Source organism: Quisquiliibacterium sp., from assembly GCF_982640115.1.
In genome coordinates this window covers 1-21,728 of sequence record NZ_CEXFHW010000024.1, presented here as the reverse complement: position 1 = coordinate 21,728, position 21,728 = coordinate 1, and the positions used below count along the sequence as shown (strand labels likewise).

Genomic DNA, 21,728 nt, shown 5'->3' with positions numbered 1-21,728 from the left:
ATGCCGGCGGGCCGGCGGTGAGCAGCCCGACCCGATCGGGCAGAGCGCATCGAGGGTAGCCAGCGACCGGCGACCCCGGCAAGGCGCCCGCCGGGCGCCGATTCCATTCCGCGCCTTGACGCTGCGCGCGGCGGCTCCTAAGGTCGGGCGATGACCTCTCTCCTGCCCCTGCGCCGGCGCAGTCTGCGCCTGGCGGGCGCGCTGGCCCTGTCGGCGGCCGGCTGCGCTCATTCCGATCGCCCTGGCGGCGCTGCCGCCGCGGCCGGCTCGCCAGCCCCAGGCGCCCCGACCGGGGCCGCGCTGCGGCCCGGTGATCCCGGCCCCGATGGCATCGGCCGTCATCCTGGCGGGCCCGAGCTCGGCCGCTACACCGATGCCTCTGGCGGGTATCCGCTGGCCGACCGGCAGACCTGGTGGCGGGTGGACCGCAGCGTCGATGCGTACTCGCGGCTCGACGAGATCCTGCGCGCGGGCCGCTCGCCGCGCCCGGCGCAGGCCATCGCCTGGCAGCGCGCGCCCGCCGAGCCCCGGGGCCACTATCTCGGCGCGCCGGGGGTCGGCCCGGGGCGCCTGCCGTTCCAGGCCTACCTCGATCGCAACCCGGCCACCGGTCTGATCATCGCGCAGGGCGACACGCTGCTCATGGAGCGCTACCAGTACGGCCGCCACGAGCGGCACCGCTTCACCTCGTTCTCCATGGCCAAGACCGTGATCGCGATGATGGTCGGCATCGCCCTTGACGAGGGCCTGATCCGCTCGCTCGACGATCCCGCCCAGGCCTACCAGCCGGCGTTGGCCGGCACGGCCTACGGCCAGACGCCGCTGCGGCATCTGCTCACCATGTCCTCGGGTGTGCGCTTTCGCGAGGACTATGACGGCACCGATGATTCCTCGCGACTGTCCCGGGCCACCGTGGGCGAGGGCAGCGCCGGTGGTGCGGCCGCGGTGCGCATCTTCAACGAGCGCATCGCCCCGCCCGGCGCGCGCTGGTACTACGCCTCGGCCGAGACCTTCGTGCTGGCGGTGGTGCTGCAGGCCGCGATCGGGCAGCCGCTGCCGCAGTGGTTCGCCGAGCGGGTCTGGCAGCCGATGGGCGCCGAGGCCGATGCCAGCTGGCTGGTCGATCGCTCCGGTCAGGCCGTGGGCTACATGGGTTTCAATGCGGTGCTGCGCGATTACGCCCGCTTCGGCCGCCTGCTCGCCGGCCACGGACGCATCGAAGGCCGGCAGATCATCCCGCGGGCCTGGGTGATCGAGGCCAGCCGTGCGCATTTCAGCGGCCAGCAGACCGGGCGCTGGTACGGCTATGGCTACCAGACCTGGGTGTTCCCCGAGAACGACGGCAGCTTCGCGCTGCTGGGTGTGCGTGGCCAGGCCATGTTCATCGACCCGGCCCGCCAGCTGGTGCTCGCGCACACCGCGGTGCGGCCCGCCGCCCGCGACCCCGGCGGTGCCGATCTCGTCGCGCTGTGGCGCGGGCTTCGCGCGCAGATCGCGCCGGTCCGCTCCTAGCGCCGCCGCGGGGGCGTGGCCGGGGCGCGGCTGTTAGCATCGACGCTCCCTTTCTGCGCGAGGCCCCGGCCATGCTCAAGACGATCCAACTCGGCCGCCAGAGTGGCCTGCGCGTGTCCCGGCTGTGCCTGGGCACCATGAACTTCGGCGAGCCCGGCCGCGGCCACCAGGGCGACTGGACCCTGGGCCCCGACGAGGCCCGGCCGCTGTTCAAGGCGGCCATCGACCGCGGCCTGTTCTACTTCGACACCGCCGATGTCTACGGGCTCGGTGCCACCGAGCGGGTGGTGGGCCAGCTGCTGCGCGAACTGCTGCCGCGCGACGAGTACGTGATCGCCACCAAGATCTCCATGCCGATGGGCAAGGGCGCCAACCAGGGCGGCCTCTCGCGCAAGCATGTGATCGAGGGCGTGAACGCCTGCCTGCAGCGCCTGGGCATGGACTACATCGACCAGCTGGTCATCCACCGCCACCCGCACGGCGTGCCCGGCCATGTGGCGGTGCCCATCGAAGAAACCCTGCTCGCGCTCCACGACCTGGTGCGCGCCGGCAAGATCCTGTACCTGGGCGCCTCGTCGATGTTCGCCTGGCAGTTCGCCGAGATGCAGCTCACCGCGAAGATGAACGGCTGGACGCCCTTCGTCTCGATGCAGAACCACTACAACCTGGTCTACCGCGAGGAAGAGCGCGAGATGATCCCCTACTGCCAGAGCACCGGCGTGGCGGTCATGCCCTGGTCGCCGCTGGCCCGCGGCATCCTCACCGGCTCGTATCGCGGCGGCTTCGAGTCCGGCTCCACGCAACGCTCGCAGGGCGGCGACCGCCTGCGCACCGCCAGCCTGTACCGTGGCGATGCGGTGTTCCCGATTGCCGAGCGGGTGGTTGAGGTGGCCGCGCGCCACGGCAAGACGCCGGCTCAGATCGCGCTTGCCTGGCTGCTGTCCAAGCCCTTCGTGACCGCGCCGGTGGTCGGCATCTCGCGCGTCGAGCAGCTCGACCAGCTGGTGGCGGCCACCGAGATCACGCTGCCGGCCGAGGACATCGCCTACCTCGAGGCGCTCTACCGGCCGGTCGAGAACCTGCTGTCCATCGGCTACTCCTGAACCGCGGCGCGCTGCGCACCGCCGGGTCACCTCCATGCCTGCGCCCGCCGGCGCTTCCCGCGTCGCCTCGCCCGCCGTCGTGCCTCGCGACGCGCCCGCGTCACCGCTGAGGCGGCGACTGGCCGCGGCCGGGGCGGGCGCCGGTGCGGGGGCGCTGCTGGCGCTGGCCGGGTGCGCGCCGGCCACGCCGCAGCCGGCGCCGATCTCCACCCGCTCGGCGCCGCCCGCCCGGCCGGGTCCGGCGAAGGCACCGGCCGGCCCCGAACTGGCCCGTTATGCCGACACGCAAGGCCGGTTTCCGCGTGCCACCCGCGCCAACTGGAACAGCCCGGCGGCCAGCGTCGACGGCTTCTCGCGCCTGGACGAGATCTTTCCTGCCAACACCTCGGCGCGCGCGAGCACGCCGCGGCCCTGGCGCCGGCCCGCAGCCGGCACCCCGGTGGGCGCGCCGGTCGATGACTACCTGGCGCGCAATCCGGTCACCGGCCTGCTGATCGCGCGCGAGGAGGTGATCCTCGCCGAGCGCTACCAGTACGGTCGCGGCGAGGCGCACCGCTTCACCTCGTTCTCGATGGCCGGCGGGCTGCTTGCCCTGATGGCCGGCATCGCGCTGCAGGAGCGTCGGCTGCGGCTCGACGACCCCGCCCAGCTCTATGTGCCGGCGCTGGCGGGCAGCGCCTATGGCGCGACGCCCGTGCGCCACCTGCTCACCATGAGCTCGGGCCTGCGGCCGCGTGATGATCTGACTGCCGATGATCTCGATGGCATGGGCCTGCCCGGCGGCTGGGAGGTGGGCGGGGCGCGTGCCGCCCGGCTGTACGAGGAACGGGTGGCGCCGCCCGGCGAGCGCTGGCATCCCTCGGTGGGCGACGCCTTCGTGCTGGGCCTGGTGCTGCGCGCCGTGGCCGGCCAGCCGCTGTGCGACTTCTTCTCCGACCGGGTCTGGAAGCCGATCGGCGCCGAGGCCGATGCGTCCTGGATCCTCGAGCGCGGTGGCCAGGAGCTGGGCTTCACCGGCTTCAATGCGGTGCTGCGCGACTATGGCCGCCTGGGCGCCATGCTTGCCCGCCAGGGCCGTGTCGACTTTCGCCAGGTGGTCTCGGCGGCGTGGCTGCGCGAGCTCACGCGCGCGCAGGTCGGCGCCCGCCAGACCGGCCGCGGCTGGGGCTATGGCTACCAGAGCTGGGTGTTCGCCGAGAACGACGGCAGCTTCGCCTGGCTGGGCGAGCGCGGCCAGGCCCTGATGGTCGATCCGGCCCGCCGCCTGGTGCTGGTGCAGGCCGCGGTGCGGCCGCAGAGCCGCGATGGTGGTCTCGCCGAGACCGTGGCGCTGTGGCAGTCATTGCGCCGCGTGCATCAGCCGCTGCGGCTGCCGGCGGGCTGAACCGCGCCGCGCGCGGCAAGCAGCGCGCACAGCCCGCGCAGGCTCAGCCGCGGGCCGGCCTCGGCCTCGCCGATGTCGGCGCCGGTGCGGGCATGCAGGTCGGTGAGCAGGTGCAGCCAGTCCATCGAGTCGAGTTCGGCCTGATCGCGCAGCGGCTGATCGGGGTCGATCAGGGCGGTATCGATCTCCGGGGCGATGGTGCGCAGCGCAGTCAGCACCACCCGTTCCAGACCGGCGTCGGGCGGGGTCATGGCGCGGGCGGGGAAAGGTCCGACGATGGACGCAGCGTGGCTGGCGTGGCGGGCGCTTCGAGCCCATCCGGCTGCTGCAGACACTCGCGCAGCGTGGCCAGGAAGATCGCGCCGCGGTGACCGTCCGACACCCGGTGATCGGCCGCGAGGCTGGCCACCACCACCGGCATCGGCCGCAGCCAGCCGTCCTGGGCCCAGGCCCGCTGCGCGATCCGCCCGAAGCCCACCAGCGCCACCTGCGGCGGACTGATCACGCCGAGCACCGCCTCGGCGCCCTGGTCGCCGAGCTGCGTGACGGTGAGGCTGGGCTCGGCGAGGTCGGCGCTGCGCAGCACGCCGGCCCGTGCGCGGCGCACCAGGTCCGAGAGCTCGGCCATGAGCTGCGCCAGCGGGCGTCGCGCGGCATCGGCCAGCGCGGGGGCGATCAGCCCGCCGCCCCGCAACGAGATTGCCACGCCCAGCGTCACCGCCGCGGCCGGCGTGAAGGCGCCGTCGCGCCAGTGGCCGTTGAGCTCGGGCACGCGGGCCAGGGCGAGGGTGGTGGCGCGCAGCAGCAGCGCGGCCGGCAGCAGCCGCTGGGCCGGCGGCCGCTCGGCGTTGCGCGTGCGCAGCCAGTCGAGCGCGGCGGCCATCGGGATGCTCTCCCAGAGGTAGTAGTGCGGGATCTCGCGCGTGGAGCGGCTCATCGCTGCGGCGATCGCGGCGCGCATGGCGGCGTGGCGGTCGGTGACCGCGGTGGGCGGCACGGCGGGCGGCACGGCAAGTGGCATGGCGGGCGGTGGTGACGGTGCGGCGCCGGCGCCCGCGGCCTCGACATCGGCCAGACTGACCGCGCCGCCGGGGCCATGGCCGACGAGGCGGGCAGGATCGAGCCCAAGCTCGCGGGCCCGCTGGCGCGCCGCAGGGGACATGCGGACGCGGTTGGCCGTGGTCGAGGCGAGGGGCGAGGCGGTGGTGCGCACCGGAGCGGGGACAGGCGCAGGGACAGGCGCAGGGGCGGGCGCAGGCGCAGGCGCAGCCGCGGGCGCACCTTCACGGGCGGGCTCCGGGCCGGGCGCTTGCGTCCCTCGTGGCGCCAGGCGGGCCAGCACCGTGCCCACCGGCACGCGCGTGCCGGGGCTCACCAGCAGTTCGCCGACGGTGCCGTCCTGCCAGCACTCCACCTCCACCGCGGCCTTGGCGGTATCGACCACGGCGAGCACCTGGCCCCGATGCACCGGATCGCCCGGCGCCACCAGCCAGCTGAGCAGCGTGCCTTCGTCCATGTCGGCACCGAGCGAGGGAAGGCGAAACTCGCCACCGGCACCGGGGCTACCGCCTGCCGCGCTCATCGCCGGAGCCATCGACGGCGCTTCATCGCGCACTCCCGCCCGTACCCGCACCCAGCAGTCCGCGTGCCGCGGCCACCACCCGCTCGGCACTCGGCAAGGCCGCCTGCTCGAGGTGCCGCGCGTAGGGGATGGGCACTTCCTCGGCGCAGACCCGGACGGGCGGCGCATCGAGGTCCCAGAAGGCCTGTTCGGCGATGCGTGCGGCCACCTCGGCGGCCAGGCCGACCGAGCGCCAGCCCTCGTCGATCAGCACGGCGCGCCGGCACTTGCGCACCGAGGCGATCACTGTGGCCTCGTCGAGCGGCCGCAAGACGCGCAGGTCGACCACCTCGGCCTCGATGCCCTCGGCGGCCAGCGTGGCTGCCGCTGCAAGGGCGAGCGGCAGGCAGCCGCCGTGGGTGATCAGGCTCAGGTCGCGGCCGGCGCGACGCACCTGCGCGCGCGCGATGTCCACGGCCTGCGCGTCGTCCGCGAGCTCGTCTTCCGTGCCGTAGAGCTGCACATGCTCGAACAGCAGCACCGGATCGGGATCGGCGAGCGCCGGCCCGAGCATGCCGCGCGCATCGGCCACCGTGGCCGGCGCCAGCACCCGCAGGCCGGGCACATGGGCATACCAGGCCTCGAAGCTGTGGGAGTGCTGCGCGGCGAGCTGGCGCCCTGCGCCGGTGGCCATGCGAATCACCAGCGGCACGCCGAACTGGCCGCCCGACATGTGCCGGTACAGCGCCGCGGTGTTCACGATCGCGTCAAGGGCGAGCAGGCTGAAGTTCACGCTCATTACCTCGACCACCGGGCGAAGGCCGCCGATCGCCGCGCCGATGCCCGCGCCCACGAAGCCCAGCTCCGAGAGCGGCGTGTCGCGGATGCGCAGCGGGCCGAACTCGGCAAGCAGCCCGCGCGAGACCGCATAGGTGCCCCCGTAGGCGCCCACATCCTCGCCCATCAGCAGCACCCGCGGATCGGCCAGCAGGGCCTCGCGCAGGGCTTCGCGCAGGGCATCCCGATAGCTCATCCGGCGGCTCAAGGCGCCGGCTCCGCGGCCACCAGGTCGCGGGCAAGATCGCTCACCGGTTCCCAGGTGCCGGCCTCGGCGAAGGTCACGGCATCGGCCACCTCGTCGTCCGCGGCGCTCTCCAGGGCCGTGAAGCCCGCGGCGTCGAGCAGGTCCAGCGACTGCAGACGATCGCGCAGCCGCGCGATCGGGCAGCGGGTGATCCAGTCCTGCACCTCCTGTCGCGAGCGGTAGAGCTCCGGATCGAACATCGAGTGGGCGCGGAAGCGGTAGGTGTTCAGCGCGAGGAAGGCCGGCCCGCCGCCCTCGCGCACCAGCCCTGCGAGCGCGCTGGCCGCCTGATGCACCGCCACCGCATCCATGCCGTCGACCGCGGCTGCCGGCATGCCGTAGCTCGCGGCGCGCGCCCGCAGGTCGGTCTGCGACTGGCTGCGCGTCAGCGCCGTGCCCATGGCGTAGCCGTTGTTCTCGCAGCAGAAGAGCACCGGCAGCTGCCACAGCGCGGCGAGGTTCATTGCCTCGTGGAACGCGCCCTCGGCCATCGCGCCCTCGCCGAAGAAGCAGGCGGTGAGCGCGCGCCGGCGCAGGGTCTTGTCGGCCAGCGCCAGCCCCGCGGCCAGCGGCAGGCCGCCGCCCACGATGGCGTTGCCGCCATAGAGCCGCGCCTCGCGGCTGAACAGGTGCATGGACCCGCCGCGGCCGCGCGAGCAGCCCTGCTCACGCCCGTACATCTCGGCCATGATCGTGCGCATGGGCACGCCGCGCAGCAGGGCGTGGCCGTGCTCGCGGTAGGTGGCCACCACATTGTCGGCCGGCGTGAGCGCCGCGATCACGCCGGTGGCCACCGCCTCCTCGCCCACATACAGGTGCAGGAAGCCGCGGATCTTCTGCTCGCCGTAGAGCTGCGCGCAGCGCTCCTCCATGCGACGGATGCGCACCATGTCGGCCAGCCGCGCCAGGGCGAACTCGGGCGTCCAGCCGAGCGTGTCGGGGGCAGGCGCGGTCATCGGCGCCGCGCTCATGCCGCGGTCTCCAGCGCCGAGATGTCGCCCTCGGGCAGACCGAGCTCGCGGGCCCTGAGCAGCCGACGCATGATCTTGCCGCTGCGGGTGCGCGGCAGCGTGGCGGCGAACGCGATCGCGCGCGGCGCGACCGCCGGGCCGAGCCGGCGCCGGGCGTGGGCCAGGATGTTCTCGCGCAGCGCCTCGTCGGCCTGGGTGCCGAGCTTCAGGCACACGAAGGCCTTGACCGACTCGCCGCTCACCGGATCGGGCACGCCGATGGCCGCCGCCTCGGCCACGGCCGGGTGTTCCATCAGCGCGCTCTCCACCTCGAAGGGGCCGATGAGATGGCCGGCGGCCTTGATGACATCGTCACCGCGACCGACGAACCAGTACCAGCCGTCGGCGTCTCGCCGGACGATGTCGCCGCTGAGATACCAGCCATCGGCGAAGCAGCGCCGGTACCGCGTCTCGTCGTTCAGATAGCCGCGGAACATCGAGGGCCAGCCCACGCGCAGGGCGAGCTCGCCGTCGATGCCCGGCTTCTCGATGACCCGCACCCGCTGCGAGCCGTTACGGTGGGTCTGCGTCAGCCGCTCCACCACCGCCGCCTCCACGCCCGGCAGGGGTCGGCCCATCGAGCCGGGCCGGATCTCGAAGGCCGGGGTGTTGGCGATCATGATGCCGCCGGTCTCGGTCTGCCACCAGTTGTCATGGATCGGCAGGCCCAGGGTCTGCTCGCCCCACCACACCGCTTCCGGGTTGAGCGGTTCGCCCACGCTGGCCACGAAGCGCAGGGCCGGGAATCGCCGCCCGGCAAGCGCCTGCGGGCCGGCGCGCATCAGCATGCGGATCGCGGTGGGCGCGGTGTACCAGACGCTGATCCGCTCGGCCTCGAGCAGCGTGTACCAGCGGGCCGCATCGAACTCGTCGCGGTCGACCAGCGAGCGCACGCCATGCAGCAGCGGCGCCAGGATGCCGTAGGCGGTGCCGGTCACCCAGCCGGGGTCGGCGGTGCACCAGTAGTGGTCCTCGTCGTGCAGGTCGAGGGCGTACAGCCCGGTGGCGTGGTGGGCCACCGCCGCGCCATGGCAGTGGATCGCGCCCTTGGGCGCGCCAGTGGTGCCACTGGTGAAGTGCAGCAGCGCGGGGTCGCGTACCGAGGTGCGCTCCACCGCGAAGTCGTCGGCCGATGCCGCCATCAGCTCGCCGTAGTCGACCACGCCGTGCTCGGCAGCGATGCCCGGTGCCACGCGCGCCGGTCCGGCAGACGGCGCTGCCGGCGGCTCGGCCACCACCACCACCTGGCGCAGCCCCGGCATGCGGTGGCGCCAGTCGGCGAGCTTGCGCCGGTAGAGCGATTCGGTGGTGAGCAGCACCCGGCCTTCGCCGAGGTTCACCCGGGTGGCGATCGGGTCGGGCCCGAAGGCCGCGAAGAGCGGCGAGACCACCACGCCGGCCTTGAGCGCGCCGAGCATCGCCACGGTGGTCTCCGGGATGCGCCCGGCCAGGATGAACAGCCGTTCGCCGCGGCGCAGGCCCAGGCGCACGAGGCCGTTGGCAAAGCGGCTGGTCTGGCGGGCGAGCTCGGCATAGCTCAGCGCCAGCGGCGGCTGGCCGCCGCCCACGAAGCGCATCGCGATCCGCCCGGCGAGCGGGCCGGCGGCATGCCGGTCGACCGCCTCGTGGGCGATGTTCAGGCCGCCGCCGGGCAGCCCGTCGAGCGCGCGCGCCGCGATGGCCCAGCTGAAGGCTCGCCGGTCGCGCTCGTAGTCGGCGAAGTGCGGCGGCACCCGCAGGGCCTGCGGATCCTTGCGGATGAAGAGCGGTCGCTGCATGGCGGGTCGCTAGCGCTGCTGTCCGTGGGCGATCCACATCGCCCGCAGCCTTGCCTGATGCGCCGGCCAGTCCTGGGTGGACGGCAGCGCGGCGCGCGGGGTGCGTCCGGGCGCGGGCGTGGCGCCGAGCAGCCATTGGCGCGAGACGCTCAGGAAACGGGAGATCGTGGATGACAGGCGGTGGTGCGGTGCGGGCATGGGCGCAATCGAAGGCGGGTGGCGGGTGCCCTGCACGATGCCGCCGGCCGCGCCCGGCCGCCTTGCGCAGGGTCAAGCCCGGCGTCTGGCGGGCTTGGGCGGCGTGGCCTCGTGGCGGGAATGCTCGGCGAGCTGCATCAGCCGGGCTTCCACGCGGGCATTGACCGAGCCCGGCGGATAGCGCCCCGTGGCGTCGCGCGCGCCGGCCGGCAGGCCGGTGAGCAGGGTCATCAGCTCGTCGATACCGGCCACCGCGTGCACATGGAACAGGCCCTGTGCGGCTGCGTCCACCAGCGCGGCCTCGAGCATCAGATCGGCGAGATTGGCGCGTGGCACGACCACACCGTGGGTCCCGTTCAGGCCGCGCTCGCGGCACAGCCGGAAGAATCCCTCGACCTTCTCGTTGACGCCGCCCACCGCCTGCACCGCGCCGTGCTGGTTGATCGAGCCGGTCACCGCGAGCGACTGGCGCAGCGGCAGCCGCGCGATCGCCGAGAGCAGCGCGCACAGCTCGGCGGCCGAGGCGCTGTCGCCCTCGATGCCGCCATAGCTCTGCTCGATCACCAGCCGCGCCGACAACGACAGTGGCCGTTCCGGGCAGTAGCGCGCCGCCAGGCAGCCGCCCAGGATCAGCACGCCCTTGGCATGCACCGGCCCGCCGAGCTGCACCTCGCGTTCGATGTCGAGCACGCCGCCCTGGCCCTGGCGCACGCTCGCGGTCACCCGCATCGGCGTGCCGAAGCTGTCGTCGCCCAGGCTGATCACCGACAGCGCGTTGACCTGTGCGGTGCGCTCCCCCTCGGTGTCGATCAGCACCCGGCCGCGCAGCGCCTGCTCGCGCACGCGGTCGCTGATGCGTCCGCCGCGCCGGGTGCGGGCGTCGATGGCTGCCTGCACATGCTCGCGCCCCGTCAGACTGGCGCCCGCGCGGTCCGCGAGGCGGTCGGCCTCGCGCATCAGGTCGGCCAGCGCGTCGATGCGCAGCGACAGCTTGGCCGAGTCAGCAGCCCAGCGCGCGGCCTGCTCCACCAGTCGCGCGATGGCGCCGGCGGCCAGCGGCCGCAGTGCCTCGCGCCGTGCGAGTGTGGCCAGCAGCCGTGCGAAGTCGGCATCGGTGCCGTTGCCGCGGTCCATGTCCTCGGCGAAGTCCGCAGCCACCTTGAAGAGCTCGTCGAAGTCCGGATCGAGCTCGCGCAGCAGGTAGTAGAGCCGACGCTCGCCCACCAGCACCACCTTGAGTTCGAGCGGGATCGGCTCCGGCGCGAGCGAGACCGTGCTGATCAGCCCCAGCGCCTGAGCAAGCGATTCGGTGCCGATCTCGCCGCTGCGCAGCGCCCGCTTCAGCGCATCCCAGGCCAGCGGCTGGGTGAGCACCCGCAGCGCGTCGATCACGAGGTAGCCGCCGTTGGCCCGATGCAGGGCGCCGGCACGGATCAGTCCGAACTCGGTGACCATCATGCCCATGCGCGCCTCGTGCTCGATGCGGCCGAGCAGCCGGTCATGCGTGGGCTGGTCCTCGAAGACCACCGGTGCACCGGCGGCCGGATCGTGATGGACCAGCACATTCACCGCGTAGCGCGCGGCCGGCGCCTCGGCCGCCTCGCCGCGCGCCATCGCCAGGGCGAGCAGCGAGGGGCCTTCGGCCTCGCGCGGCGCCTGGAAGCTCTCGGCGTGGTCCAGCACATCGGCATGCACCGCCTCCAGGTGCGCGCGCACCGCGTCGATGCCGGCGTACTCGGTCTTCACCTCGGCGATCAGCGCATCCACCACCCGCTGCGTCACCCGCCGATCGAGCTCGCGCAGCTGGCGCTGCGTTTCGCGTCGCCAGGTGGGGATCTGTGCGACCACCGACTCGAGATCCTTCTGCAGCCGCTCGATCGCCGCATCGATCGGCTGGCGCTCGGCCTCGCTCAGGGCCTGGTACTCGGCCGGCGGCATCACCGCGTCGCCCTTGAGCGGCGCGAAGCCGAAGCCCGCCGGCGTGCGCAGCAGCGCGATGCCCTCGGCGCGGGCCCGGTCGCCCACCTCGCCGATGGCGCGGTCCTGGCGGGCGATCAGCCCGCTTTCGAGGGACTCGCGCTGGTGCCGGTAGTCGTCGGCCTCGAAGGCCGCCGGAATGCCGGCGCGCAGATCGAGCACCAGCTGCGCCATGTCGCGCTGCAGGGCCGGCGCGCGGCCGGTGGGCAGGCGCAACCGGGTCGGGCGATGCGGCGTGGCGAAGTTGAACACATAGCACCAGTCATCCGGCGCCGGTCGCCGGGCGGCCCGCTCGCCGAGCAGCCGTTCGAGCAGGGCGCGCTGGCCCAGGCCGGGCGGCCCCATCACGAACAGGTTGTGGCCGCGCGCCGGCATGTCGATGCCGAAAGCCAGCGCCTCGGAGGCACGCTGCTGGCCGAGGGCGAGGTCGATGTCGGGCAGCGAGTCGCTGCTCGGGCCGGGCAGGCAGGCGGGATCGCAGGGGCGGTACAGGTCGGCAGGCGCAACGCGCCAGCGATCGGGCTCGGACATTCGGTTCTCGGTGGGCTGCGCGCCAGCACCGGGGCCCGGCCGGCGCGGTCGGTGATCGATGGTGAAGGCAGCTTGCGCCGGCGGCATTGAGCCGGGTCAGCCGGGCCAGTGCCGGGCGTCTGACCGGGCACCCTCGCCGCGCGCCGCTTCCGCTTTCACCGGCCGCCCGGCCACTGCCGGGGCCGCGCCGGCGTATGCTCGATGGCTCCACCGTCACTGCTGCACGCCATGACCGCTTCTGCTTCCGCCCCCGGATCCGCCTCCGATTCCGCCTTCGATGTCGTCATCGTCGGTGCCGGCTTCGCCGGCCTCTACATGCTGCACAAGACCCGCCGCCTGGGCCTGCGCGCGGTGGTCTTCGAGGCCGGCGACGGTGTCGGCGGCACCTGGTACTGGAACCGCTATCCCGGCGCGCGCTGCGATGTCGAGAGCATGGAGTACTCCTACCAGTTCGACGACGACCTGCAGCAGCAGTGGCACTGGAGCGAACGCTTCGCGCCGCAGCCCGAGATCCTGAAGTACGCCAACCATGTGGCCGACCGCTTCGACCTGCGTCGCGACATCCGCTTCTCCACCCGTGTCACCGCAGCGCACTTCGACGAGTCGGCCCTGTGCTGGACGGTGCGCACCGACCGCGGCAGCGCGGTCACCGGCCGCTTCGTGGTCATGGCCACCGGCTGCCTGTCGTCCACCAACAAGCCGGCCTTCAAGGGCCTCGATTCCTTCAAGGGCCCCACCTATCACACCGGCGAGTGGCCGCACGAGCCGGTGGACTTCACCGGCCAGCGGGTGGCAGTGATCGGCACCGGCTCCTCGGCGGTGCAGTCCATCCCGATCATCGCGCAGCAGGCCAGCGCGCTCACGGTCTTCCAGCGCACCGCCAACTTCTCCATCCCGGCGCGCAATGCTCCGCTCGACCCGGCCTATGAGGCGCGTATCAAGGCCGACTACCGCGGCTTTCGGGCGCGCAACAACCAGATGCTGAGCGGCTTCGGCTCGAACCATCCGCGCAGCGAAATCTCGATCTTCAGCGTCGACGACGCTGCCCGCCACCAGGCTTTCCAGGAGCGCTGGGAGCGCGGCGGCCTTGGCTTCCAGGGTTCCTTCGCCGATCTCATGATCGACATGAACGCCAACCACATTGCCGCCGCCTGGGTGCGGTCGCGCATCCGCGAGGTGGTCAAGGATCCGGCCACCGCCGAGCTGCTCTCGCCGCGCCAGGTGCTCGGCTGCAAGCGCATGTGCGTCGACACCGGCTACTACGCCACCTTCAACCTGCCGCATGTGAAGCTGGTCGACATCAGCCAGGGCGGCATCGAGGCCATCACCCCGCGCGGCGTGATGGCCGGCGGCCAGGAGTACGAGGTCGACCGCATCGTGTTTGCCACCGGCTTCGATGCCATGACCGGCACGCTGATGAAGATCGACATCCGCGGCCGCGGCGGGCTGAGCCTGCGCGAGGCCTGGTCGGCCGGTCCGCGCACCTACCTGGGCCTGAATGTGGCGGGCTTCCCCAACCTGTTCACCATTTCGGGTCCCGGCAGTCCCTCGGTGCTCACGAACATGATCGTGTCCATCGAGCAGCATGTGAACTGGATCGCCGAGTGCATGGACTGGATGCGGCGGGAGGGCCGGCGCAGCATCGAGGCGCTGCCGCAGGCGCAGGACGCCTGGGTGGGTCATGTCAATGCGGTGGCTGACGCCACGCTCTATCCGCAGTGCAATTCCTGGTACCTGGGCGCCAATGTGCCTGGCAAGACCCGGGTGTTCATGCCGCTGCTGGGCTTCCCCGACTACGCCCGCCGCTGCAGCGAGGTGGCTGCGGCCGGCTACGAGGGCTTCGCGCTGTCGGCCTGATCGGCCTCGACCGGCGGCCCGCTGCGGCGGGCCAGTTTCTCCACCAGGCGCGTCGCCACTCCGGGCCGGCTCCAGGGGCACACCGCCACGCAGATGCCGCAGCCGCCGTGTTCGTTGAAGTACGGCAGGCAGCGGTCGAAGTCCACATACCAGCGCACCTCACCGCGCACCAGCTGCTTGTCGGGTGCAATCGCCTCCGGCGGGCAGGCGTCCTCGCAAACCCGGCAGCGCAGGCAGAAGTCGTCGGCGCCGAAGACATCGGGCGCATCGGGCAGCAGCGGCACGTCGGTGAGCACCGCCGCCAGGCGGAAGCTCGAACCGAGGCTGCGATGGATGATCGAGCCGTGCTTGCCCAGCTCGCCAAAGCCGCAGGCCAGCGCCGGTGGAATCAGCGTCACCGGCCCGGCCATCGGCCCGCCATGCGGATGCGCCTCGTGGCCCTGCGTGCGCAGCCACGAGGCCAGCGCCCGTGCCGCACGGTTGCCGCGCGCGTACTGCGTCACCACCTCGGCCACCGAGGGTTCCTCGGGCGCGGTCTTCATGCGCTCCCAGTCGTGGGCCACGCCCAGCATCACGATGTAACGGCCGGCGGCGGCATGACCCTCGAACACCCACTCGGGCCGCATCAGGGCGATGCCGACGATGTCCGCACCGCCGGCCAGCGCCTCGCGCCGGACCGCCTCGGTCCACTCGGCGGCGCTGCGGGTCACCGCCTGCGCGGCCAGCGGCGCGAGCGGCGTGTCGAGCACCCGCTGGCGCTCGGCGCGGGCCTGCGCCACCAGCGGGCCGCCGGGGTTGTGCTGCTGGAACCAGCGCTGCAGCGGGCCGTGGGGCGTGGCCTCGGGTGCCTGCCAGTACACCGGCGTGGGCCGGCGCGGCGCGGTCTCGCCCAGGCCGTTGAGGGTGTTGCCGGAGACCTCGGGCCACAGCGCCATCTGTTCGGCGCTGGGTTGCCAGGGACGGGAGGGCTGGGTCATGGCGGGTGTCTCGATCAGAGGGCCCGCGACGGGGCGGGGGCCCGGGCGGGCGCGGGGGCCAGCAGCGCGATCGCCGCTGCCGGAATGATCAGTGCGAAGCCGATCAGATCGGGCAGGCCCGGCCGCTCCCCGAGCAGGCTCATGGCGCCGATCACGCCCACCACCGGCACCAGCAGCGTGCCCAGCGCCGCCACGCCGGCGGGCAGGCGGGCGATGATGTCGAACCACAGCAGGTAGGCCAGGGCCATCGCCAGCAGGATGTGATAGGCCAGCGCCACCCAGAAGGCACCCACCGGCCAGGGCGGCGTGGCCTGCGGTGCGCCCGAGAGCACCGGGTGCGCGCCGAAGGCCAGCCAGCCCAGGGCGCAGGTGAGCGCGCCCACCGCGAGCTGCCAGCCGGTGGCGGCCACATGCGGCATCGACAGCGGATAGCGCTTGAGCAGCACCGTGCCCGCGGCCCAGCTCATGCCGGCGCCCAGCGCGAGCATCACCCCGGCCGGCGAGGCCCGCGACTGCAGCAGCGGCAGCGCGAGCAGCGCCAGGCCCGCCACGCCCAGGGCCAGCGCCAGCCAGCGCCGGCGGTCGGGCCGCTCGCCCAGCAGGGGCCAGGCCAGCAGCGTGGCCCACAGCGGCATGGTGAAGGTGATGATCGCTGCGCGCGAGGTGCTGCCCGCCACCTGCGCGAAGGCCGTGCCGAGGTTGAAGCCCACGATGGTGAAGAGCGCCGAACCCACCAATCGCAGGCGCTGTCCCTGCGGCACGCCCAGCGCCTGTCCGCGGGCACGGGCCAGGGCCAGCAGCAGCAGCGCACCGGCGCCCAGGCCCACCGTGCGGATGGTCCAGGGCGACCACCAGCCGAGCAGCACCCGCACCGTGGGCCAGTTCAGGCCCCAGAGCAGACCGAGCGCAGGCACGGCCAGCGCTGCAACCAGGGTGCCGGCGGGCGCGCCGGCGGCGGGGGCGGATCGGCTCATGCCGGCAGTGTATCGGGCCGGCCCGGCTCGGCCGCGCCGGGTCCGCGCACCCGGGTCCGAAGCCCGCTCTGGCGTGATTGCCCCCATCGCGGCCCGGATGGCAAAGTGCCTCGCCGTCCACCGCCAACTCGCAGGGAGCCGCTCTTGCCCGCCATCCACGATGCCTATCCGCCCGAGATCATGGCGCTGCGCGACGGGCTCGACGGCTTCCTGAAGCAGGAGGTCATCCCGCGCCACGAGCGCCATGCCGCGCTGCTTGACGACGAGCGCCGCCTGTTCACCGACGAGGGGCGCTACCACCCCGATGCGCTCGCCCTCAGCCGCGAGGTGCGCATGGCCGCCGCCCGCGCCGGCTACTACGCGATGTGCGTGCCGGCCTCGCTGGGCGGCGGCGGGCTCGGGCATCTGGCGTGGTTCGGCGGCTGGGAGCGGGTGTTCCACCGCTGCTCGGAGCACTACTGGCTGGGCCACTACGCGATCAGCCACTGGGCCTTCGGCCCGTCGGCCGTGCTGGCACAGGTCAGCCCGCGGGCGCGCGAGGAGATGCTGGTGCCCATGATGGAGGGCCGCCAGAGCATGTGCTTCGGCATGTCCGAGCCCGGCGCCGGCTCCGACGCCATGATGATGAAGTCGCGCGCGGTGCCCGACGGCAGCGGCTGGCGCCTGTCGGGCAGCAAGATCTGGACGACCAACAGCCCCTATGCCGACTACTGCATCGTGTTCGCCGTCACCAACCCCGAGCGTGCGGCGCAGCGCCGCGGCGGCATCAGTGCCTTCCTGGTGCCCACGGCCTCGCCGGGCTTCGTGGTCGAGCGGGTGATCCGCATGTGGGGCAGCGCCGGCGGTGACGAGGCCGTGCTGCACTTCGACGACATCCGCATCGAGCCCTGGCAGCTGGTGGGTGAGCTCGACAAGGGTTTCGCCATCGCCATGCTCGGGGTCAACCTGGGCCGGCTCTACAACTCGGCGCGTGCGGTGGGGCAGTCGCGCGCCGCCCTCGAGAAGGCCTTCGAGTACATCAAGGTGCGCGAGGCCTTCGGCCACCCCATCGCCGAGTACCAGGGCGTGAGCTTTCCGCTGGCCGAGTCGGCCATGCAGATGCACGCCGCCCACCTCATGTGCCTGAACGCGGCGCGTCTGCTCGATGCCGGCCTGCCCGCGCGCAAGGAGGTGGCCATGACCAAGGCCTTTGCCACCCAGATGGGCGCACAGGCCCTTGACCGGGTGATCCAGGCCCACGGCGCCATCGGCATGACCAACGAGCTGCACCTCACGGAGGCCTGGCAGTCCTTGCGCAAGGTGAACATCGCCGACGGCAGCAACGAGATCCTGCGCCGTACCATCGCGCGCGAGATGCTCGATGGCGACATGGACTGGTAGCGTCTGGCCGGGTGCGCGAGGCCGAGCCGCGTACCGGGGCGCGGAGCATAGCCCCTAAACCCGACCGGCGCATCGCATGAATTGATGAATATTCCGCGGCAAGGCCTCACCCGCTTCGGTGATTGACCCGGATCCGGGCCGCCTCGGACACTGCCTGCGTTCCCCCGCAGCCAGGCTGCCCATGACGCTCCCGCCGCCCTCCGTGTCCGCCGAGGGGTCTGAGGTTCCACTGAAGCCGGTGGTCGATGCCCTCGACCACGGTCTGTGCCTGCTCGCCCGAACCGCTTGCGTCGTCTACGCCAACCGCAGCGCCCGCCGGCTGATCGTCGAGTCGGCCCACCTCGAGATCGTCGGCGGCCTGCTCCTGCCCACCGAGCCCTTGCTGCGGCCCGCCTGGCAGCGGCTGCTCGCCGAGCTCGATGCCCACAGCACCCCCCTCTTCGACTTCGCAACCGAGGTGGCCGGGGCCCCCGGCCCCTGCCTGGGCCAGCTGCGGCTGGTGCCCGCCGACCTCGGCGCCGGCGAGCTCGTCTCGCTCAGCCTGGGCACGCCCGAGTCGGCACGGGCGGCTCGTCTGGCCGGGTTCGCCGCGCTGCACCGGCTCACGCCGGCCGAGGCCCGGGTCATGGTCGCGCTGGTCGATGATCTCAGTCCGGCCCAGGTGGCGGCGCGGCTGCACATTTCGCCCGGCACGGTGCGCTCCCACATCCGGCGCATCTTCGACAAGACCGGCGTGTCCAGCCAGCGCGGCCTGGCGGTGCGGGTGGCCGGCCTGCCGCTGATGACGCTGCCGCCGGGCTGAGCCTCGGAACGCGCCGGCTTGCCAATCGCAGCCGGCTTCGGGACCATGGGCCGGCACCTTTCCACCGGAGCCGCCATGGCAGCCAGCGCCCTCTTCTCGCAACCCGCCGACGGCGTCGGCCTCATCCTCATCGACATCCCGCCGCGCAATTTCGGCACCACCGAGCTCGCGCTGCGCATCATCGACGCGCTGCAGGCCGCCGCCGAGGCCCGCTGCCGGGTGGTGGTGCTGGCCTCCGACCGCCCCGGCTACTTCATCGCGCACTGGTCGCTGCAGGGCATCATCGACGGCCAGCGCGCCTTCCCGCCGCGCACCAGCCACAAGCCGCGCCAGCCCACGGTGTTCGACCTCATCGAGACCTCCTCCATGGTGGTCATCGCGGCCAACAACGGCCAGGCCTGGGGCGGCGGCGCCGAGCTTTCCTGGGGCTGCGACCTTCGCATCGCGGCCGAGTCGGCCACCTACGGCCAGCCCGAGGTGGCGCTGGGCATCATCCCCGGCGCCGGCGGCACCACCCGCCTGGCCCGCCTGATCGGCCCCACCAAGTGCATGGAGATGATCCTCGACGGCCGCCCGATCACCGCGCGCGAGGCGCTCGCCCTGGGCGCGATCAACAAGGTGGTGCCCGATGACCGGCTGCGCGAGGAATCCATCGCCTGGGCCAGCCACATCGCGCGCTGGCCCGACTGGTCGCTGGCGGCCTGCAAGCGCAGCCTGATCGACGGCCGCGACCTGCCCCTGGAGGCCGCGCGCCGCCAGGAGAGCCAGATCTTCCAGAGCGTGGCCCGCCGGGAAGACGCCATCGCCATCATGGCCACCGCGCAGGCGCGCTACGATGCCGGCGCCGATTCCTACGAGGCGCTCGGCCTGCCGCGCCGGCCCGGCTGAGCCGCCCGCCCGATCGCCACCCGGCGCGTCCATCCCCGGAGTTCGACATGTCCCTGAGCTTCACCCCCCTGCACCCGGTGTTCGTGGCCGAGGTGCGCGGCGTCGACCTGCGCAGCATTCCCGATGCCGAGACCCTGCAGCGCATCCACCTCGGCATGCAGCAGTACGGCGTGCTGGTGTTCCGCGACCAACCCATCGACGATGACCAGCAGATGGCCTTCGCCCGCGCGCTCGGGCCGCTGGAACCCACCCGCGCCGTGGTGCAGGCGCACAAGCATCGTCTCAAGCACGCCGAGATGGCCGATCTCTCCAATCTCGATGTCGACGGCTCGCTGCTGCCGCCCGATGACGCGCGGCGGATGTTCAACCTGGGCAACCGGCTGTGGCACAGCGACAGCTCGTTCAAGGCCACGCCTGCGCTCTACTCGATGCTGCATGCGCGGGTGATCCCCGATGTGGGCGGCGACACCGAGTTCGCCGACATGCGCGCCGCCTGGGATGGCCTGCCCGAGGCCACCCAGGCGCGCCTGCGCGGCCTGATCGCCCGCCACAGCCTGCTCTACTCGCGGGCTCAGCTGGGGTTCTCGGGCTTTTCCGAGGCCGAGCGCGAGCAGTTCGCGCCGGTGCCGCAGCGGCTGGTGCGTCGGGTGCCGGGCTCCAACCGGCTGTCGCTCTACCTGTCCTCGCACATCGGCGCCATCGAGGGCATGCCGGTGCCCGAGGCCATGGCCATGGTGCGCGACCTGATCGAGCACGCCACGCAGCGGCAGTTCGTCTACCGCCATGTCTGGCGGGTGCACGACCTGGTCATGTGGGACAACCGCGCCACCATGCACCGGGCCCGCGCCTTCGAGGACAACCGCCAGCCGCGCGACATGCGCCGCGCCACCCTGCAGGATGCGGCGCCCACGCTCGAGCAGCCGGCCTGAGCGGTCCTGGCAGATTCTCGCCCGCGGCCGGCCCGTGGCTCAGGCTGCGGCGTAGTCCCCCCTCGCCTCAGTCCGCCAAGCGCCACCAGCCCGGCAGCAGCCGGCGCACCTCGGGTCGCCGGAACCGGTCATCGATCAGGAACACCCAGCCGCGGTCTTGCGGCGTGCGGATCACCCGGCCGGCGGCCTGCACCACCTTGCGCAGACCCGGGTAGAGGTAGGTGTAGTCATGGCCCTGGCCGAAGGCGGCCTCCAGACGCGCCCGGGTCAGCTCGTTCAGCGGCTCGGCCGGCGGCAGCCCGAGCGTGGCCACGAAGGCGCCGATCAGCCGCTCGCCAGGCAGGTCCACGCCTTCGGCGAAGGCGCCGCCGAGCACCGCGAATCCCACCCCCTGGCCACCGGGCGCGAACTGCGCCAGGAAGGCGGCGCGCGCGGCCGGGTCGGCGCCGCGCGGCTGGCGCCACTGCGGCAGCGCGGGGTGACGCTCGGCGAGCCGGTCGGCGGCCCGTGCCAGGTAGTCATGACTGCTGAAGAAGGCGAGGTAGTTGCCCGGCGCCTTGGCGAACTGCGCGGCGATCAGATCGGCGATCGGCGTGAGCGAGGCGTCGCGGTCGGCCAGCCGGGTGGACACCCCGCTCACGATGCGTACCGTGAGCTGCTCCGGCCGGAAGGGGCCGCTGACTTCCAGCCAGCGCGCGTCGGCGGGCAGGCCAAGCAGGTCGGCGTGGAAGGCCGCCGGCGCGAGCGTGGCCGAGAACAGCACGCTGGCATGCGCGGCCTGCATCCGCGGGCCGATGAAGGGCGCGGGCAGCAGGTTGCGAAGGCCGAGCACCGTGTCGGGCGCGCGTGCGCCGCGCGGCGGGTCGCCCGCAAGCAGCCGCAGGTCGATGACCGAATGCGCCGGGTCGTGGGTCTCGTGCAGCCTCAGGAGGGCGAGCGCATCGAAGTGCAGCTGGCGCAGCGCCGGGCTCAGCCCTGCCGGCTCGTCGGCGAGCTGGTCGCTGCAGGCTTCGGTCACCGCCTCGAGCGCGCGCAGCAGTGGCGCGGGCAGGCCGTCCAGCGCCTGCCAGGGCGCATCGGATTCCCGCGCCAGCCGGTTCCAGGCCCGCTGCAGGCGTTGCAGGGGCCGCCGCAGCGCGCCCGGCGCGTCGTCCATCGCGGCGCGCAGCCCGGGGCTGGCGAGCTCGGCGCTCCACATCGCGCGGGCCCGCTCGGGCAGGTTGTGCGCCTCGTCCACCGCCAGCGCCACCTGCCAGCCCTGCTCCTGGCTGAGCGCGTGCAGCAAGGCGCTGGTGTCGAAGTAGTGGTTGTAGTCGGCCACCACCAGATCGGCCCAGCGGGCCATCTCCTGGCCAAGCCAGTAGGGGCATAGCCCGTGAGCCAGCGCTGACTCCCGAAGCTCGGCGGCGTTCAGGTTGGCCTGACCGGCACGGTCCGCGGCGGCCGCCCGTGCCGCCGGCAGCCGGTTGTGGAAGCCGCGCGCCAGCGGGCAGGAGTCCCCGTGGCAGGCCTTGTCGGGATGCTCGCAGGCCTTGTCCTTCGCGGTGAGCGCGAGCACCCGCAGCGGCAGGCCGGGCGCCGCGGCCTCGCGCATCGCGTCGGCCGCCTCCAGCGCGAGCGCCGCGCCCGAGCCCTTGGCAGTCAGGTAGAAGACCCGGTCGATGTCCTGGCTCGCGCAGGCCTTCAGCAGCGGGAACAGCGTGCCCAGGGTCTTGCCGATGCCGGTGGGCGCCTGCGCCATCAGGCAGGCGCCGGCGCGCGCGCTGCGAAACACCGCCTCGGC

18 protein-coding genes are annotated in these 21,728 nt (G+C 73.1%); 8 read left to right on the top strand and 10 right to left on the bottom strand.

The genetic code is table 11. The features are described from left to right. Positions 1-150: 150 nt before the first annotated feature. The 3 genes from AC2H6A_RS04810 (at position 151) to AC2H6A_RS04800 (ending at position 3,999) form a co-directional block, all read left to right on the top strand. Positions 151-1,512, top strand: a complete 1,362-nt coding sequence (locus AC2H6A_RS04810) for a serine hydrolase domain-containing protein (protein ID WP_484272004.1) — start codon at positions 151-153, stop codon at positions 1,510-1,512. Between the two features lie 71 nt (positions 1,513-1,583). Further along, positions 1,584-2,615, top strand: a complete 1,032-nt coding sequence (locus tag AC2H6A_RS04805; RefSeq protein ID WP_484272003.1) for an aldo/keto reductase — start codon at positions 1,584-1,586, stop codon at positions 2,613-2,615. A 34-nt stretch (positions 2,616-2,649) separates the two neighbouring features. After that, a complete protein-coding gene (locus tag AC2H6A_RS04800) occupies positions 2,650-3,999 on the top strand; it encodes a serine hydrolase domain-containing protein (protein ID WP_484272002.1) in 1,350 nt (449 codons plus the stop codon). Here AC2H6A_RS04800 and AC2H6A_RS04795 read toward each other — a convergent pair. The 7 genes from AC2H6A_RS04795 to AC2H6A_RS04765 all read right to left on the bottom strand — a co-directional run bounded on the left by AC2H6A_RS04795 (position 3,972) and on the right by AC2H6A_RS04765 (position 12,138). Then, positions 3,972-4,250: an acyl carrier protein gene (locus tag AC2H6A_RS04795; RefSeq protein WP_484272001.1), complete on the bottom strand. Its 279-nt coding sequence runs from the start codon at positions 4,248-4,250 to the stop codon at positions 3,972-3,974. The two genes, AC2H6A_RS04800 and AC2H6A_RS04795, sit on opposite strands and share 28 nt — an antisense overlap. Beyond that, on the bottom strand, positions 4,247-5,581 hold the full coding sequence (locus AC2H6A_RS04790; protein ID WP_484272000.1) for a dihydrolipoamide acetyltransferase family protein: 1,335 nt from the start codon (positions 5,579-5,581) through the stop codon (positions 4,247-4,249). Before AC2H6A_RS04790 ends, AC2H6A_RS04795 begins: the two co-directional genes overlap by 4 nt. A gap of 22 nt (positions 5,582-5,603) precedes the next feature. Beyond that, positions 5,604-6,605, bottom strand: a complete 1,002-nt coding sequence (locus tag AC2H6A_RS04785) for an alpha-ketoacid dehydrogenase subunit beta (RefSeq protein WP_484271999.1) — start codon at positions 6,603-6,605, stop codon at positions 5,604-5,606. Beyond that, positions 6,602-7,615 carry a pyruvate dehydrogenase (acetyl-transferring) E1 component subunit alpha gene (gene pdhA / locus AC2H6A_RS04780; protein ID WP_484271998.1) on the bottom strand — a complete coding sequence of 338 codons (1,014 nt, stop codon included), beginning with the start codon at positions 7,613-7,615 and terminating at the stop codon, positions 6,602-6,604. The genes AC2H6A_RS04785 and pdhA overlap by 4 nt, the downstream gene beginning before the upstream one ends. After that, positions 7,612-9,432 carry an acetate--CoA ligase gene (gene acsA, locus AC2H6A_RS04775; protein ID WP_484271997.1) on the bottom strand — a complete coding sequence of 607 codons (1,821 nt, stop codon included), beginning with the start codon at positions 9,430-9,432 and terminating at the stop codon, positions 7,612-7,614. Before acsA ends, pdhA begins: the two co-directional genes overlap by 4 nt. 9 nt (positions 9,433-9,441) lie before the next feature. Then, positions 9,442-9,630, bottom strand: coding sequence for a hypothetical protein (locus AC2H6A_RS04770; RefSeq protein WP_484271996.1), 189 nt, complete (start codon positions 9,628-9,630; stop codon positions 9,442-9,444). A 72-nt stretch (positions 9,631-9,702) separates the two neighbouring features. Then, complete coding sequence (locus tag AC2H6A_RS04765) at positions 9,703-12,138, bottom strand: Lon protease family protein (protein ID WP_484271995.1); 2,436 nt, start codon at positions 12,136-12,138, stop codon at positions 9,703-9,705. Between the two features lie 228 nt (positions 12,139-12,366). Between AC2H6A_RS04765 and AC2H6A_RS04760 the strand changes: the two genes are divergently transcribed. After that, entirely contained in the window at positions 12,367-13,995 is a 1,629-nt protein-coding gene (locus AC2H6A_RS04760) for a flavin-containing monooxygenase (protein ID WP_484271994.1), read from the top strand. Here the strand turns inward: AC2H6A_RS04760 and AC2H6A_RS04755 are convergent. Both AC2H6A_RS04755 and AC2H6A_RS04750 read right to left on the bottom strand, forming a co-directional pair. Then, the gene (locus AC2H6A_RS04755; protein ID WP_484271993.1) at positions 13,968-14,972 is read right to left on the bottom strand and encodes a 4Fe-4S dicluster domain-containing protein; all 1,005 of its coding nucleotides are present in this window, start codon (positions 14,970-14,972) and stop codon (positions 13,968-13,970) included. The genes AC2H6A_RS04760 and AC2H6A_RS04755 overlap by 28 nt on opposite strands. 14 nt (positions 14,973-14,986) lie before the next feature. After that, positions 14,987-15,946 (bottom strand): DMT family transporter, encoded by a 960-nt coding sequence (locus tag AC2H6A_RS04750; RefSeq protein WP_484271992.1) that lies wholly within the window; start codon positions 15,944-15,946, stop codon positions 14,987-14,989. Between the two features lie 144 nt (positions 15,947-16,090). On the opposite strand from AC2H6A_RS04750, the gene AC2H6A_RS04745 reads away from it, so the two are divergent. The 4 genes from AC2H6A_RS04745 to AC2H6A_RS04730 all read left to right on the top strand — a co-directional run bounded on the left by AC2H6A_RS04745 (position 16,091) and on the right by AC2H6A_RS04730 (position 19,945). Further along, positions 16,091-17,326: an acyl-CoA dehydrogenase family protein gene (locus AC2H6A_RS04745; RefSeq protein ID WP_484271991.1), complete on the top strand. Its 1,236-nt coding sequence runs from the start codon at positions 16,091-16,093 to the stop codon at positions 17,324-17,326. Between the two features lie 238 nt (positions 17,327-17,564). Next, the gene (locus AC2H6A_RS04740; protein ID WP_484271990.1) at positions 17,565-18,128 is read left to right on the top strand and encodes a helix-turn-helix transcriptional regulator; all 564 of its coding nucleotides are present in this window, start codon (positions 17,565-17,567) and stop codon (positions 18,126-18,128) included. 75 nt (positions 18,129-18,203) lie between these two features. Next, positions 18,204-19,016 (top strand): enoyl-CoA hydratase/isomerase family protein, encoded by an 813-nt coding sequence (locus tag AC2H6A_RS04735; RefSeq protein ID WP_484271989.1) that lies wholly within the window; start codon positions 18,204-18,206, stop codon positions 19,014-19,016. 47 nt (positions 19,017-19,063) lie between these two features. Further along, positions 19,064-19,945 carry a TauD/TfdA dioxygenase family protein gene (locus AC2H6A_RS04730; protein WP_484271988.1) on the top strand — a complete coding sequence of 294 codons (882 nt, stop codon included), beginning with the start codon at positions 19,064-19,066 and terminating at the stop codon, positions 19,943-19,945. A gap of 67 nt (positions 19,946-20,012) precedes the next feature. On the opposite strand, the gene AC2H6A_RS04725 is transcribed toward AC2H6A_RS04730, so the two are convergent. Beyond that, the coding region (locus AC2H6A_RS04725) for an ATP-dependent DNA helicase (RefSeq protein WP_484271987.1) at positions 20,013-21,728 on the bottom strand (1,716 nt) is incomplete at its 5' end.